This is a genomic window from Burkholderia pyrrocinia, assembly GCF_018417535.1.
GTDB classification, from domain to species: domain Bacteria; phylum Pseudomonadota; class Gammaproteobacteria; order Burkholderiales; family Burkholderiaceae; genus Burkholderia; species Burkholderia pyrrocinia_E.
Genome location: NZ_CP070979.1, coordinates 291,565 through 305,423 on the forward strand (window position 1 = coordinate 291,565; position 13,859 = coordinate 305,423).

The following is a 13,859-nucleotide window of genomic DNA, read 5'->3' on the forward strand; positions in this document are numbered from 1 at the left end:
AGCCGAAAACGATCCGCGCACGCTTTGCCTCTGGCGCTACGACGTGAGCGCGACGGTCGAGCGGCCCGACATCCTCCAGGATCCTGGCTGGCTGTTTCGGTGCCGGACGATCATGAACCGCGCGGACGTGTGCCCCGAAAGGAGCCGTCCGGCGAAAGCGATTTCGGTGATCCGGACGATGTCGGTCAGGCGGATGGCTCAGGGCCGCGCCGCGATTTCGTCGAGGTGCCACAGCAGGTCGGCAGGATCGTCGTACACGCGCAGCGCGCCCGCGCGCTCCAGTTCGTCGCTGCCGTATCCGCCCGACAGCAGCCCGACGCCGAGCGCGCGACAGCGGGCGGCCGCGAGCATGTCCCAGATGCTGTCGCCGACGACGACCGTGTGTTCGATCGGCACGTTCAGTTGCGCGGCCGCGGTCAGGAACAGGTCGGGGTCCGGCTTCGCGTATTTCACCTGGTCGCGCGTGACGACGACGTTCTTCGCCGGATCGACGCCGAGCGCCTCGAGATTGATGGCGGCCGTTTCCATCCGCCCGCTGGTGGCGATCGCCCAGCGGATGCCCGCGCTCGACAGCGCGGCCAGCAGCTCGCGCGCGCCCGGCAGCGGCCGCACCTGCGCGCGCAGCCGCTGGTACGCGGCCGCATGCAGCCGGGCGAGCCGTTCAACGCGCTCGGCGTCGATGTCGCCGGCCGTCTCGCGCAGCAACTGGTTCAGGAACAGGCCGCCGCTCATCCCGATCTTGCGGTGGATCCGCCACACCGACAGTTCGATGCCCTCGGCGTCGAGCGCTTCCTTCCACGCGAGCACGTGCTGATAGACGCTGTCGACGAGCGTGCCGTCGAGATCGAACAGAAAAGAGGTTTCAATGCGCATGTGAATCTCCTGGCTCGATAGGGTTCGAGCGAATCGTCCGTGAAAATTCCGTCGACATATTATCGGCGCGCGGCCATGTCATGGCGATGTCCCGTGGCACGCAACGTGCCGTGACGAGTCAAGCGCCGCTGGTACAATCGCGGGCGATGCGTCGGGCCGGGCTTTCCGCGCCGTGCGCGCCCCCAACCCTCGTCTCGTCGATTCCAGGTATGGCCACACCGGACGCCCTCAGTTCCAAGCACGCGTGGTGGGGCGTAGTGGCCCTGGCACTCACCGCTTTCATCTTCAATACCACCGAGTTCGTGCCCGTCGCGCTGCTCAGCGCGATCGGCGACAGCTTGCACATGCAGCCGACCGACGTCGGCCTGATGCTGACGATCTATGCGTGGGCCGTTGCCGTGGTGTCGTTGCCGCTGACGCTGGTCACGCGTCATGTCGAGCGTCGCAAGCTGCTGGTCTGGGCATTGCTGGTGTTCATCGCCAGCCACATCGTCACCGGTGTCGCGTGGAATTTCGCGGTGCTGATGGTCGGGCGGCTGGGCATCGCATGCGCGCATGCGGTGTTCTGGTCGATTTCCGTCCCGCTGGCCGTGCGGCTCGCGCCGAGCGACCGGAAAAGCCGCGCGCTGAGCATGCTGGCGATGGGTACGTCGATCGCGATGGTCGCCGGCATTCCGCTCGGGCGCGTGATCGGCGAGGCGTTCGGCTGGCGCGTCACGTTCCTGATCATCGCGGGCGCGGCGGGCGTTGCACTGCTGTTGCTGCGCGCGACGTTGCCGGAACTCCCGAGCCAGGGCGCCGGATCGCTCGGCAGCATCGGCGTCTTTCTGCGCAAGCCGGCGCTGGTGGCGCTGTACGCGATCACCGTGCTCGTCGTGTCCGCGCATTTCACGTCGTACACGTACATCGAACCGTTCGTCCAGAGCGTGAACCACGCGAGCAGCAGCCGGATCACGTACGTGCTGATCCTGTTCGGCATCGCCGGCATGCCGGCCGCGATCTGCTTCAATCGCGTCTATCCGGACCAGCCGGACAAGTTCCTGCTGGCGTCGATCGTCGCGTTGTCGGGCTGCCTGCTGATCCTGTTCCCGTGCGCGCTGAACATCGTCACGCTGTCCGTGCATACGCTGGTCTGGGGCGGGGCGATCGTCTGTTTCGGCCTCGCGATGCAGGCGTGGGTGCTGAAACTGGCGCCGGAGGGGACCGACCTGGCCGTGTCGATCTTCTCGGGCCTGTACAACGTCGGCATCGGCGCCGGCGCGCTGCTCGGCAACCATATCGCGGGCGATTTCGGGCTGCCGTGGGTCGGCACCTTCGGCGGCGTGGTCGGCGCGTTCGCGGTCGGGATCGCGTGGCTCGCGTTGCGCCTTCACGCGCGGCGGGCGGTGGCGCAACCGACGCCGGGTTCCGGCGTGCAGTGAAGTCGGCAGTGGCCCGATGCGTTCACCTCCCTTGCAAACCGGGATGCGTGACCCGACGGCGTGCAGTCAGTCCAGTTACACAACGCTGAACGACCGCGGCATGCCGGATCGCGCTTCACCTGTCATGCAATCGAATAGCCGCCGTCGGCCACCAGTGCATGCCCCGACACATAGCTGGCATCGTCCGATGCGAGGAACGCGACGATCGTCGCCATCTCCTCGGCGGATCCCCACCGTCCCGCCGGTGTCGCTGCGGCAAAGCTCTGTCGGGCATCGTCCGACGGCCAGATGCCGCGATGATGGAACGGCGTTTCGATCAGCCCGGGGCACAGTGCGTTGACGCGGACGCCTCGCCTGAACCACTCGATCGAAGCGGTTTTCGTCATCCCGATCACCGCGTGCTTGCTCGCGATATAGACCGACGCATTCTCGAAGCCGATGAGCCCGCCCATCGACGCATTGTTGATGATGCTGCCCGAGCCCTGGCGCAGCATGATTTCGGCCGCGTACTTCATCGAATTGAACACGCCGCGCACGTTCGGCTCGAACACCATGTCGAACCGTTCGGCATCTTGCTCGAGCAGGGGCGCGAACACCCCTTCCGTGCCGGCGTTGTTGAACGCGATGTCGAGGCGTCGGTAGGTCGATACCGTGAAATCGAAGAGCTTGCGCAGATCGTCTTCGTTCGCGACGTCCGCGACGAAGGCCTTTGCTTCGCCGCCGGCGGCCACGATTTCTTCGACCAGTCGATCGAGTTCGGTCTTGCGCCGCGCGGAGACGACGACCTTCGCGCCGCGACGTGCGAGTTCGATCGCGGATGCGCGGCCAATGCCGGAACTGGCACCCGTCACCAGTGCGATGCGGCCCTCGAGTTGAGCCGGTTTGGTGCTTGCGTTCATGATGAGATTCTCCAGAGTTGAGGATCAAGGCGACGCATGTTGCAGAGTCGAATCGATTGCGATTCACGCCTGAAGCTCATTGTGGTCGTTCGGCGGTCGCAAAAAAATGGAACAATGGCGCATTCAGAATTCCTGTTTCAGGAATTAAAATCGCTTCTTCGCGAGCGTCAGAAGGATTCCTCATGCTCAACCGACTCGACATCCTGAAGATCTTTTCCGCGGCAGCCACGGCACCCACGTTCCGCGAGGCGGCGGCGCGTCTCGGGGTGTCGCCGCAGGTCGTGACGCGCGCGGTGCGCGAACTGGAGGAGATGCTGGGCGAAACCCTGTTCCATCGGACGACCCGCAGTATCCGGATTACCGCCTTCGGGCAGGCGTTTGCACATGAAGCGCAGGCGGCGCTTGCTGCCGTCGACGGGCTGTTCGGGCCCGCGAACGGTCAGGTCGACGAACCGGTCGGCGTCGTCAGGATTACCGCTCCATCCGGCATGGGGCGTCATTACGTTCAGCCGATCCTGGCCGACCTCATGCAGCGGTATCCGGGGCTCGTGCCCGATCTGCGGCTGTCGGACGTGCCTTCGCCGGTGGTCGACGAACAGATCGACATCGGCGTGCGGGTAGGGGCGATCGGAGACAACCGCTTTGTCGCGCGACTGGTCGGGCCGTTGCCGATGTGGGTCGTCGGCGCACCGTCGCTGATCAAACGGCTGGGCGAGCCGAAGAACCTCAAGGCACTCGAATCGATGCCGGTGACGTGCCTGATCGACCGCGCGAGCGGCCGGGCATGGCCGTGGATTTTTCGCGGGGAGCAGCAGTTCAAACCCGCGTCGCCGGCCTATCTGACGGACGACACCGAGGCGGAGATCGAGGCCGTGTGCGCAGGGTTGGGATTGGGTCAGTGCTCGGAATATCTCGCCCGGCCATACATCAAAAAGGGGCGCCTGGTGCGGCTGTTGTCCAGCCTCGAACCCGAACCGTGGAAACTGCACGTCTATCGGCCGCGGCGTGGCCCGATACCCCGGCGCATCCGGGTGGCGTACGACGAACTGGTGGCGAAGCTGGCGCAGGCAACGTGGCGGGGATAGTCGGTGCACCGACCGGGTAGTCAAGGCGGTCGCGCCATGCTCTGGATGCGAACCTGACGAGGTTCGTCGCTGCTCGTCAGAAGACACGTGGAAAGCCGACATATTGCGGCATCATCATGGGGCCGACGCACCCGCACCCGCACCCGGTGCCCGGTGCCCGGTGCCCGATAATCGACTGGAGCCCCTGCATGCCGATACCCCGGATTGCAACGCGCGACGCGATGGGCGATCCCGATGTCGTCTATGTGAACCCGGATCACGTGCTCTGGATGTCGCTGCCGGGCGCCGCGCACCGGCGACCGGACAGCATGGCCATTCGCGTGGACGACCGCGTCAAGGGCGGCACACTGCTGATGGCCGACCATCCGCCGGCCGCCCGACTTTTGCAGGATCTCGGCCCGTTCGTGACAGTGACGCTGGCGCATCCGTCGTCCGATTATCCGAACGGCCTTGTGCATATCCGTGCGCATGCGATCGTCAAGATCGCGACGGACGAGCACGACAAGCCGCTGGCCGACCGGACGCTGGGCTGGGTCCATGTCCAGGACGGCTCGGCTTTCAAGGTCAGGGATTACGCCGGCGCAGCCGCGCAATGGCAAGCGTCGGTCGCAGCGGCTGGCCGCTGACCGGCCATTCACGCATGCCGGATGAAGCGGTGGCCTGTCATGCCGCTGCCGTCCGGCCCGCTTTTCCCTCAGGAAAACCCTTACCTTCCCGCGCCGACCGCTGATTTTCGCGGTCGCTACCGGCCTGCAAGCGGCCGCAGCGCAACGCTCGAACCGCCGCATCCCGCACCCGTTCTCGCCCCGCTCCAGCAAGGCGTCGCGCACCGATAACCAGCTAAAACAGGTATGGTGCGCTGCAGTAGTACGCGTATATCTCCGAATTTCAATACCTCCAAGGTATTAAAATCCGCGCCCAAAAGTATTGGACGCTGGTTTTGCCCGACGCGTATAAATCCGTCCCATGAACTCCCCACATGCAGCGCGCCCCATGTCCTCCGTCACCATCGAACGCATCGAAACCCGCCTCGTCGACCTGCCGACGATCCGCCCGCACAAGCTGTCGGTCGCGACGATGCACGGCCAGACGCTGATGCTCGTGAAGGTGTTCTGCAGCGACGGCGTGACGGGCATCGGCGAAGGCACCACGATCGCCGGCATGGCCTACGGCCCGGAAAGCCCCGAGGCGATGAAGCTCGCGATCGACGCATACCTTGCGCCGGCGATCGTCGGCAAGGACGCGACGCGCATCCAGACGCTGATGGCGTTCGTCGGCAAGCTCGCGAAGGTCAACCACTTCGCGAAGAGCGCGCTCGAAACCGCGCTGCTCGACGCGCACGGCAAGCGGTTCGGCGTGCCGGTCAGCGAACTGCTCGGCGGCCGCCGGCGCGACCGCCTGCCGGTTGCGTGGACGCTCGCTTCGGGCGACACGGCCACCGACATCGCCGAAGCCGAACGGATGCTCGACCTGCGCCGCCACAACGTGTTCAAGCTGAAGATCGGCGCGAAGTCGCCGGACGCGGATATCCGGCATGTGGCCGAGATCAAGCGGGCCGTCGGCGATCGCGCGTCGGTGCGCGTCGACGTGAACATGGCGTGGAGCGAAACGCAGGCCGTGCGCGCGATTCCGGCACTGGCCGATGCCGGCTGCGAGCTGGTCGAGCAGCCGGTCGCGTCTGCCGCGGCGCTCGCACGCCTGACGCGCCGCTTCCCGGTCGCGTTGATGGCCGATGAAATCCTGCAGGGCCCCGACAGCGCGTTCGATATCGCGAAGCATCACGGCGCGGACGTGTTCGCGATCAAGATCGAACAGAGCGGCGGGCTGTTCGCGGCGCAACGCGTGGCCGCGATCGCGGACGCGGCCGGCATCGAGCTGTACGGCGGCACGATGCTCGAAGGCGCGTTCAGCACGGTCGCCTCCGCGCACCTGTTCGCGAGTTTCGCGAACCTGCAGTGGGGCACCGAACTGTTCGGGCCGCTGCTGATCACCGAAGAGATCCTGACGCAGCCGCTGGATTACAGCGATTTCGAACTGACGGTGCCGAACGGCCCCGGTCTGGGCATCGAACTCGACGAGGACAAGGTCAGGCGCTTCACCCGCGACGGGCTGACGAAAGTCGCGCGGTAACCCGAGTCACGCAAAGCCGTCATTCCCCTAAATACACGTGGAGACACCATCATGAGCGTCAAAGTTTTCGATACCAACGAAGTGCAGGATCTGCTGAAGGCCGCATCGAACGCGGGCGGGAACGGCGGCAACGCGCGTGTGCAGCAGATCGTCCAGCGACTGCTCGGTGACCTGTTCAAGGCGATCGACGATCTCGACATCACGCCCGACGAAGTGTGGGCCGGCGTCAACTACCTGAACAAGCTCGGCCAGGATGGCGAAGCAGCGCTGCTCGCGGCCGGCCTCGGCCTCGAGAAGTATCTCGACATCCGGATGGACGCCGAGGACAAGGCGGTCGGCCTCGACGGCGGCACGCCGCGCACGATCGAAGGGCCGCTGTATGTGGCGGGCGCGCCGGTGCGCGACGGCGTATCGAAGATCGACCTCGACGCGGACGAAGGCGCGGGCCCGCTCGTGATCCACGGCACGGTGACCGGGCTCGACGGCAAGCCGGTCGCGGGCGCGGTGGTCGAATGCTGGCACGCGAACTCGAAAGGCTTCTATTCGCACTTCGACCCGACCGGCGCACAGACCGATTTCAACCTGCGCGGCGCGGTGAAGACGGGCGCGGACGGCAAGTACGAATTCCGCACGCTGATGCCGGTCGGTTATGGCTGCCCGCCGCAGGGCGCGACCCAGCAGTTGCTGAACGGCCTCGGCCGCCACGGCAACCGTCCGGCGCACGTGCACTTCTTCGTCGACAGCCACGACCACCGCAAGCTGACGACGCAGTTCAACATCGCTGGCGATCCGCTGATCTGGGATGACTTCGCGTACGCGACGCGCGAGGAACTGATCCCGCCGGTGGTCGCCAGGACCGGCGGCACGGCGCTCGGCATGAAGGCCGATGCGTACCAGGACATCGAGTTCAACTTCGTGCTGACGCCGCTGGTACAGGGCAAGGACAACCAGATCGTCCACCGCCTGCGCGCAGCCGCGACGGCCTAACCGCCCGCCGGCGTGGCGCGCATGCGCCGCCGCCGGCCGGGTCCCCGCGAGATTCAACCGATACCGATGCGAGCGTGCGTTGCAGGACGCGGCACGCGCATGGGAGGAGCCAACATGTCCGCCATGAACGACCAAGCCAACGAACTGGATCACCTGCTCGCCACCGCCGTGCAGGATGACAAAGCAGCCGGCGTATTCCGCTGCCGCCGCGACATCTTCACCAACGCGGAACTGTACGAGCTCGAGATGAAGCACATCTTCGAGAGCAACTGGGTGTATCTGGCGCACGAAAGCCAGATCCCGGACAACAACGACTACTACACGACGTGGATCGGCCGCCAGCCGGTGGTCATCACGCGCGACAAGACTGGCGAGCTGCACGCGGTCATCAATGCGTGCGCACACAAGGGCGCGATGCTGTGCCGCCGCAAGCACGGCAACAAGGGCAGCTTCACGTGCCCGTTCCACGGCTGGACGTTCTCGAACACCGGCAAGCTGCTGAAGGTGAAGGACGAGAAGACGACCGAGTATCCGGTGCAGTTCAACACGAACGGGTCGCACGACCTGAAGAAGGTCGCGCGCTTCGCGAACTATCGCGGCTTCCTGTTCGGCAGCCTTGGCGCCGACGTGCTGCCGCTCGAGGACTACCTCGGCGAAGCGCGCGTGATCATCGACCAGATCGTCGACCAGGCGCCGAACGGGCTCGAAGTGCTGCGCGGCAACTCGTCCTACATCTACGAAGGCAACTGGAAGATGCAGATGGAGAACGGTTGCGACGGCTACCACGTCAGCACCGTGCACTGGAACTACGCGGCGACGATGGGCCGCCGCAAGGAAGACGGCACCAAGGCGGTCGACGCGAACAGCTGGAGCAAGTCGGTCGCGGGCGTGTACGGGTTCGACCACGGCCACATCCTGCTGTGGACGCAGACGATGAATCCGGAAGTGCGGCCGGTGTACCAGCATCGCGACGAGATCAGGGCGCGCGTCGGCGACGTGCAGGCCGACTTCATCGTCAACCAGACGCGCAACCTGTGCGTGTACCCGAACGTGTTCCTGATGGACCAGTTCAGCACGCAGATTCGCGTCGTGCGGCCGCTCGGCGTCGACAAGACCGAAGTCACGATCTTCTGTTTCGCGCCGAAGGGCGAAAGCGAAGCCGACCGCACGGTCCGCATCCGCCAGTACGAGGACTTCTTCAACGTGACGGGCATGGGCACCGCCGACGATCTCGAGGAGTTCCGCGCGTGCCAGGCCGGTTATGCGGGCATCACGGCGATGTGGAACGACCTGTCGCGCGGCGCGCCGCTGTGGGTCGACGGGCCCGACGAGAACGCGAAGAAGATGGGGCTGAACCCGCGCATTTCGGGCGAGCGCAGCGAGGACGAAGGGCTGTTCGTGTGCCAGCACGAACACTGGGTGGGTGTGATGCGCGATGCGCTGAAGAAGGAACGCGGGGAGGTGGCGGCATGAACTTCGATTACCGGACTGTCTGCGCGGCGCTGTATCGCGAAGCGCGCCTGCTCGACGATCGCCAGTGGGACGAGTGGCTGACCTGCTACGCGGAAGACGTCACGTACTGGATGCCCGCATGGGACGACGACGATCGGCCGACCGACGACCACCAGAGCGAGATCTCGCTGATGTATTACCCGGACCGCGGCGGCCTCGAGGATCGCGTGTTCCGGATCAAGACCGAGCGCAGCGGCGCGTCGACGCCCGAGCCGCGTACCAGTCACAACGTGACGAACGTCGAGGTGCTGGCCGAACGCGGCGACGAGGTGGACGTGCGCTACAACTTTCACACGTTGAACCACCGCTACCGCGTGACCGACCACTTCTTCGGCACGATGTTCGTCACGTTGCGCAAGGCGGGCGACGGGCTGCTGATCTCGTACAAGAAGATCGTGCTGAAGAACGACTACATCCGGCAGGTGCTCGACGTCTATCACGTCTGATGCCGTTGCTTTGTCATGAAAGGAAGTGGAGGTGATGCCATGTCCAGCTACAAGATTGCACTGAATTTCGAGGACGGGGTGACCCGCTTCATCGACTGCAAGGCCGGCGAGAAAGTCCTCGACGCGGCTTTCCGCGCGAAGATCAACCTGCCGATGGACTGTTCCGACGGCGTATGCGGCACCTGCAAGTGCCGCGCCGAAAGCGGCAGCTACGACCTCGGCGACGACTACATCGACGACGCGCTCACCGAAGACGAAAAGGACGGCGGCCTCGTGCTGACCTGCCAGATGGTGCCGCAAAGCGATTGCGTGATTGCGGTGCCGACGTCGTCGGTCGCATGCAAGACCGGGCAAAGCGGCTTTGCCGCGACGGTCACGAAGGTGGAACAGCACAACGATGCGGCCGTCGTGCTCGAACTCGACGTCGGCGCGGCCGCACCCGTGTTCCTGCCGGGCCAGTACGTGAACATCGACGTGCCCGCGAGCGGCCAGCACCGTTCCTATTCGTTCTCGTCGGCACCGGCCGACGTGAAGGTCAGCTTCCTGATCAAGAAGATTCCCGGCGGCGTGATGAGCACGTGGCTCGAATCGGCGCAGCCCGGCGACAAGCTGGAGCTGCACGGGCCGCTCGGCAGCTTCTACCTGCGCGACGTGCAGCGTCCGCTGCTGCTCCTCGCGGGCGGCACGGGCCTCGCGCCGTTCCTGTCGATGCTCGAGGTGCTGGCGCGTACCGGTTCGCAGCAGAAGGTGCACCTGATCTACGGCGTGACGCGCGATCTCGACCTGGTGCTGGTCGACGCGATCGAAGCGTATGCGGCGAAACTGCCGAACTTCAGCTTTGCGACCGTCGTCGCGGACGCCGGGTCGGGCCATCCGCGCAAGGGCTGGGTCACGCAGCACATTCCGGCCGATGCGCTGAACGACGGCGACGTCGACGTGTATCTGTGCGGGCCGCCGCCGATGGTTGACGCGGTGCGCAAGTACTTCGACGACGAAGGCGTGAAGCCCAACAGCTTCCACTACGAGAAGTTCACCCCCAACGTCACGGCAAAGGCGGCATGACCATGCAACGATTCTCCGGCAAGGTCGTCGTCGTCACCGGCGCGGCGCAGGGCATCGGCCGCGGCGTCGCGCTGCGCGCGGCGGCCGAGGGCGGCAAGGTGCTGTTCGTCGATCGCGCGGATTTCGTCGCCGAGGTGGCCGCCGAGGCGCCGCAGGGCGAGACGGCCGGATTCGTCGCGGATCTCGAAACCTACGACGGCGCGCACGCGGCGATCGCGTGTGCGGTGCGGACGTTCGGCGGCATCGACATCCTGATCAACGGCGTCGGCGGCGCGATTCGCATGCGTCCGTTCGCCGAATTCGAGCCGGCGCAGATCGATGCGGAAATCCGCCGTTCGCTGATGCCGACGCTCTATACCTGTCACGCGGTGCTGCCGCACCTGCTCGCGCGCGGCGGCGGCACGATCGTCAACATCTCGTCGAATGCGACCCGCGGCATCCGCCGCGTGCCGTATTCGGCGGCGAAGGGCGGCGTCAATGCGCTGACGGCGGCGCTCGCGATGGAATACGCGGAGCACAACATTCGTGTCGTCGCGACCGCGCCGGGCGGCACCAGCGCGCCGCCGCGCCGCGTGCCGCGCAATGCGGCCGGCGACAGCGAGCAGGAACAGGCGTGGATGGGCGAAGCGGTGCGGCAGGTGACCGATTCGACGTTCTTCAAGCGCTACGGCAGCCTCGACGAGCAGATCGCGCCGATCCTGTTCCTCGCGTCCGACGAAGCGAGCTACATCACCGGCACGGTGCTGCCGGTCGCGGGCGGCGATACGGGTTGAGCGGCGCGCCGCTTGCCTTTATTCATCGACAATCAACCGGCCGGCGGGAAGACGCCGGCCACGGAGACATCCATGCGTGATCGCAAAGCCATCGTTCCGGCGGGAATGGAAGCGGTGTACGAAAAAATCGGCTACGCGCCGGGCCTGAAGGTCGGCGATACGCTGTACGTATCCGGCCAGATCGGCCGCGACGCGGCGATGCAACTCGTCGAAGGCCGCGAAGCGCAGATCGTGCAGGCGTTCGAGAACCTCAGGCTCGTGCTGGAGGCCGCCGGCGCATCGTTCGACGACGTGGTCGACCTGACGACGTTCCATACCGACATGCGCGACCTGCCGCTGTTCATGCAGGTTCGCGACCGCTACCTCGATGCGCACCCGAAGCCGGCGTGGACGGCGGTCGGTGCGCACATGCTCGGCGGCGCGCCCGGTTATATCGTCGAGATCAAGGCGGTGGCGGTGTTGCCGGAATGACGCATTGCCGGCGTCATTGAAATCTATTTCGTATCCTGCGCAATCGGCGGTGTGGTGAGGTCGACATAAGACCCGGCGGGCCACTGCTTCCCGTGCCGCGTGAGCGGCGCGGCCAGAAAGCACGACCTCAACGCGGGGCCTGCCGGCGTGAGGTCGAACATCGCATCGCCGCAAGGCCAGCCGTTGACGATCGTACCTGCGCTGACCTCGGCCCTGGCTCGGTCACAACAGTTCTCGGGGATGAAAATCAGGCCGTCGATCGGAACGTTGCCCAGCAGGACGGGGCGGGGGCCATGAATCGATTCCAGCGTGCGTTTTGCGCCCCAGCCGAACAAACCGCCGGCTCCGTTGTAGTTGGCCTGGCTCCCGGGCGGGAAGGTGACGCCGAGCACCACCAGCGGTTTGGCCGTGACCTCGGGCCTGTCGGTGTATCCGTCGAGTGCGTATTCCGCGAGGCCCATGCCGCCGATAAGCAGTGCGGGCAGGCAGAAAAACAGCACGGTACACGCGAGCCGTTTCAGCAGCGGCAACCGGCGAAAGAACCACACGAATACCGCCAGCGTCAGCACGACCCAGACCGCCGATGAGAAGGTGACCGCGGCCATCGCGATGCTGCCCAGTTCGCCGGCTTCGGCATGGCTTGTCGACGGAAACGGCGCCAACAGCAGGGCCGGCAGGGCAAGCTTCGCGAAACGGGATCGGATGTGTCGGAGTCGCATCGGTCGTTTCTTCAATGAACGCTGATTGATATTCGGAGCGGGGAAAGACATCTTTCATGAATGCGCGCGCCATGGATTTGAACCGGACGCTTGTCATCGGGAACCCGGGTTCCGGGAAGCGCTGGCTGGCGAATCGTATCGCCGCGCACATCAGCGCCGCCTGCGTCGACCTCGATCTGATTCATTGGGTTCCCGGCGGGTACAACGCTGCCCGCGAGCGGGCGGACGCGATTCGGCTCGTTCGACAGGCTGCCGGCACCGATCGCTGGGTCATCGAAGGTATTTACGGCTGGCTCGTCGACGAAGTCAAGCGCGATGCAAGCGTGCTGATCCGGCGGTGCATCGACGAAGCCGAATGCGTGGCCAACAATCGTCGGCACGCATTCGGTGCTATTCCCAAGCGTGCTTGCTGAACTGATAACCCTTGCTGCGGATCGTTTTGATTCGCTTCGGTTCGAGCGCGTCGTCACGCAGTTTGCGGCGCAGCTTCGAGATGTGACAGTCGATCGAGCGATCGAGGCCGTCGAACTCGATGCGGCGTAACAGCCGCGTCAGGTCTTCCCGGCTGACCACCTCGCCGGCGCGGCTGACAAGGGCCCACAGCAGGTCGAATTCGGTCGAGGTAAGGCGAGGCGCGCTACCGTCAGGAAGATGAACCTTGCGATCCGCCCGGTCGATCGAGAACTTGCCGAACGCGAATCGCTGGGGCGATTCCGGCGCGCAGTCGGCCGACCGCATGCGTAGCCGTCGCAACTGCGCGTTGATCCGCGCGAGCAGAATGCGTGGCTCGATCGGCTTGTGGAGAAAGTCGTCCGCGCCGAGTTCCAGGCCGAGCAACTCGTCGAACTTTTCGTCGCGGGCTGTCACCATGATGATGATGCCGTCATATTGCGTGCGTGCCTCGCGGCAAATCTCGAAGCCGTCCTTGCCCGGCAGGTTGATGTCGAGCAGCACGAGGTCGGGGCAACTCGCGACGATCGTGGATACGGCGTCGGTGCCGTCGAACAGCGTGTTCACCTCGTACTGATGCTTGCGCAGATAGTCTGCGATCAGCGCGGACAAATGGACGTCGTCTTCGACGAGCAGGATTCGGATGGGCATCGGTAAACGAGGAGGCAATACGGGAAAATGGCGAGCGGTTAGTGCCAGTCCGAACGCGTGGTAACCGAAGCGAGGTGCATGATACTGCGCAAAATTCCGATGGAATGTGACGAAATCTGCGTCGTTCGTTGAACATATCTGAACGGAAATCATCACGGCCTTGCGGAAAAGCGAATGGATGACGGTGTGGAATCGTGTCGTCGGCGAACGGCTCGATATACGAGTGAAAAGATTCAGAGCGATATCCGGCGCGCAGCCGGCAGGGAACCCTGACGAGGCGTCGTTCGGGCGAAAACGTTTGCGGGAAACCGCTTGTGCGAACGTCGCTTGCGCTGGCCAATCCGAAGCCCGGTAAAGTTACTCGACATATCATTACAAAA

15 protein-coding genes are annotated in these 13,859 nt (G+C 65.1%); 11 read left to right on the plus strand and 4 right to left on the minus strand.

Annotated elements, in window-relative coordinates:
* Window positions 1-198: 198 nt before the first annotated feature.
* A complete protein-coding gene (locus JYG32_RS34355) occupies window positions 199-873 on the minus strand; it encodes an HAD family hydrolase (RefSeq protein ID WP_213268067.1) in 675 nt (224 codons plus the stop codon).
* Window positions 874-1,082: 209 nt separating this feature from the next.
* Between JYG32_RS34355 and JYG32_RS34360 the strand changes: the two genes are divergently transcribed.
* Complete coding sequence (locus JYG32_RS34360) at window positions 1,083-2,294, plus strand: sugar transporter (protein WP_213268068.1); 1,212 nt, start codon at window positions 1,083-1,085, stop codon at window positions 2,292-2,294.
* 122 nt (window positions 2,295-2,416) lie between these two features.
* Here the strand turns inward: JYG32_RS34360 and JYG32_RS34365 are convergent, their stop codons facing one another.
* Entirely contained in the window at window positions 2,417-3,193 is a 777-nt protein-coding gene (locus tag JYG32_RS34365) for an SDR family NAD(P)-dependent oxidoreductase (RefSeq protein WP_213268069.1), read from the minus strand.
* Between the two features lie 182 nt (window positions 3,194-3,375).
* On the opposite strand from JYG32_RS34365, the gene JYG32_RS34370 reads away from it, so the two are divergent.
* The 9 genes from JYG32_RS34370 to JYG32_RS34410 all read left to right on the plus strand — a co-directional run bounded on the left by JYG32_RS34370 (window position 3,376) and on the right by JYG32_RS34410 (window position 11,659).
* Window positions 3,376-4,278: a LysR family transcriptional regulator gene (locus JYG32_RS34370; protein WP_213268070.1), complete on the plus strand. Its 903-nt coding sequence runs from the start codon at window positions 3,376-3,378 to the stop codon at window positions 4,276-4,278.
* A gap of 116 nt (window positions 4,279-4,394) precedes the next feature.
* Entirely contained in the window at window positions 4,395-4,904 is a 510-nt protein-coding gene (locus JYG32_RS34375) for a hypothetical protein (protein ID WP_213268071.1), read from the plus strand.
* Between the two features lie 367 nt (window positions 4,905-5,271).
* Window positions 5,272-6,408, plus strand: coding sequence for a muconate/chloromuconate family cycloisomerase (locus JYG32_RS34380; RefSeq protein WP_213268072.1), 1,137 nt, complete (start codon window positions 5,272-5,274; stop codon window positions 6,406-6,408).
* Between the two features lie 51 nt (window positions 6,409-6,459).
* Window positions 6,460-7,395 carry a catechol 1,2-dioxygenase gene (catA, locus tag JYG32_RS34385; RefSeq protein ID WP_213268073.1) on the plus strand — a complete coding sequence of 312 codons (936 nt, stop codon included), beginning with the start codon at window positions 6,460-6,462 and terminating at the stop codon, window positions 7,393-7,395.
* A gap of 114 nt (window positions 7,396-7,509) precedes the next feature.
* Complete coding sequence (locus tag JYG32_RS34390; protein ID WP_213268074.1) at window positions 7,510-8,868, plus strand: Rieske 2Fe-2S domain-containing protein; 1,359 nt, start codon at window positions 7,510-7,512, stop codon at window positions 8,866-8,868.
* Window positions 8,865-9,353 carry a benzoate 1,2-dioxygenase small subunit gene (benB, locus tag JYG32_RS34395; RefSeq protein WP_174382512.1) on the plus strand — a complete coding sequence of 163 codons (489 nt, stop codon included), beginning with the start codon at window positions 8,865-8,867 and terminating at the stop codon, window positions 9,351-9,353. The genes JYG32_RS34390 and benB overlap by 4 nt, the downstream gene beginning before the upstream one ends.
* Window positions 9,354-9,392: 39 nt before the next feature.
* Window positions 9,393-10,415, plus strand: a complete 1,023-nt coding sequence (gene benC / locus JYG32_RS34400; RefSeq protein WP_213268075.1) for a benzoate 1,2-dioxygenase electron transfer component BenC — start codon at window positions 9,393-9,395, stop codon at window positions 10,413-10,415.
* On the plus strand, window positions 10,412-11,188 hold the full coding sequence (gene benD / locus JYG32_RS34405; protein ID WP_174382514.1) for a benzoate diol dehydrogenase BenD: 777 nt from the start codon (window positions 10,412-10,414) through the stop codon (window positions 11,186-11,188). Before benC ends, benD begins: the two co-directional genes overlap by 4 nt.
* Before the next feature lie 72 nt (window positions 11,189-11,260).
* Window positions 11,261-11,659 carry a RidA family protein gene (locus tag JYG32_RS34410; RefSeq protein ID WP_174382515.1) on the plus strand — a complete coding sequence of 133 codons (399 nt, stop codon included), beginning with the start codon at window positions 11,261-11,263 and terminating at the stop codon, window positions 11,657-11,659.
* Window positions 11,660-11,682: 23 nt separating this feature from the next.
* On the opposite strand, the gene JYG32_RS34415 is transcribed toward JYG32_RS34410, so the two are convergent.
* Window positions 11,683-12,429, minus strand: a complete 747-nt coding sequence (locus JYG32_RS34415; protein WP_213268076.1) for a hypothetical protein — start codon at window positions 12,427-12,429, stop codon at window positions 11,683-11,685.
* Window positions 12,430-12,434: 5 nt separating this feature from the next.
* Here JYG32_RS34415 and JYG32_RS34420 point away from each other — a divergent pair, with 5 nt between their 5' ends.
* Window positions 12,435-12,791, plus strand: a complete 357-nt coding sequence (locus tag JYG32_RS34420) for a hypothetical protein (protein WP_213268077.1) — start codon at window positions 12,435-12,437, stop codon at window positions 12,789-12,791.
* Here the strand turns inward: JYG32_RS34420 and JYG32_RS34425 are convergent.
* Window positions 12,769-13,479, minus strand: coding sequence for a response regulator (locus tag JYG32_RS34425; protein WP_213268293.1), 711 nt, complete (start codon window positions 13,477-13,479; stop codon window positions 12,769-12,771). The genes JYG32_RS34420 and JYG32_RS34425 overlap by 23 nt on opposite strands.
* Window positions 13,480-13,859 lie beyond the last annotated feature (380 nt).

Bases quoted from the DNA above. Each gene is read 5' to 3' on its own strand.
- JYG32_RS34355 (WP_213268067.1), bottom strand. From the start codon at position 873: ATGCGCATTGAAACCTCTTTTCTGTTCGATCTCGACGGCACGCTCGTC.
- JYG32_RS34360 (WP_213268068.1), top strand. From the start codon at position 1,083: ATGGCCACACCGGACGCCCTCAGTTCCAAGCACGCGTGGTGGGGCGTA.
- JYG32_RS34365 (WP_213268069.1), bottom strand. From the start codon at position 3,193: ATGAACGCAAGCACCAAACCGGCTCAACTCGAGGGCCGCATCGCACTG.
- JYG32_RS34370 (WP_213268070.1), top strand. From the start codon at position 3,376: ATGCTCAACCGACTCGACATCCTGAAGATCTTTTCCGCGGCAGCCACG.
- JYG32_RS34375 (WP_213268071.1), top strand. From the start codon at position 4,395: ATGGGGCCGACGCACCCGCACCCGCACCCGGTGCCCGGTGCCCGGTGC.
- JYG32_RS34380 (WP_213268072.1), top strand. From the start codon at position 5,272: ATGTCCTCCGTCACCATCGAACGCATCGAAACCCGCCTCGTCGACCTG.
- catA (WP_213268073.1), top strand. From the start codon at position 6,460: ATGAGCGTCAAAGTTTTCGATACCAACGAAGTGCAGGATCTGCTGAAG.
- JYG32_RS34390 (WP_213268074.1), top strand. From the start codon at position 7,510: ATGTCCGCCATGAACGACCAAGCCAACGAACTGGATCACCTGCTCGCC.
- benB (WP_174382512.1), top strand. From the start codon at position 8,865: ATGAACTTCGATTACCGGACTGTCTGCGCGGCGCTGTATCGCGAAGCG.
- benC (WP_213268075.1), top strand. From the start codon at position 9,393: ATGTCCAGCTACAAGATTGCACTGAATTTCGAGGACGGGGTGACCCGC.
- benD (WP_174382514.1), top strand. From the start codon at position 10,412: ATGACCATGCAACGATTCTCCGGCAAGGTCGTCGTCGTCACCGGCGCG.
- JYG32_RS34410 (WP_174382515.1), top strand. From the start codon at position 11,261: ATGCGTGATCGCAAAGCCATCGTTCCGGCGGGAATGGAAGCGGTGTAC.
- JYG32_RS34415 (WP_213268076.1), bottom strand. From the start codon at position 12,429: ATGTCTTTCCCCGCTCCGAATATCAATCAGCGTTCATTGAAGAAACGA.
- JYG32_RS34420 (WP_213268077.1), top strand. From the start codon at position 12,435: ATGAATGCGCGCGCCATGGATTTGAACCGGACGCTTGTCATCGGGAAC.
- JYG32_RS34425 (WP_213268293.1), bottom strand. From the start codon at position 13,479: ATGCCCATCCGAATCCTGCTCGTCGAAGACGACGTCCATTTGTCCGCG.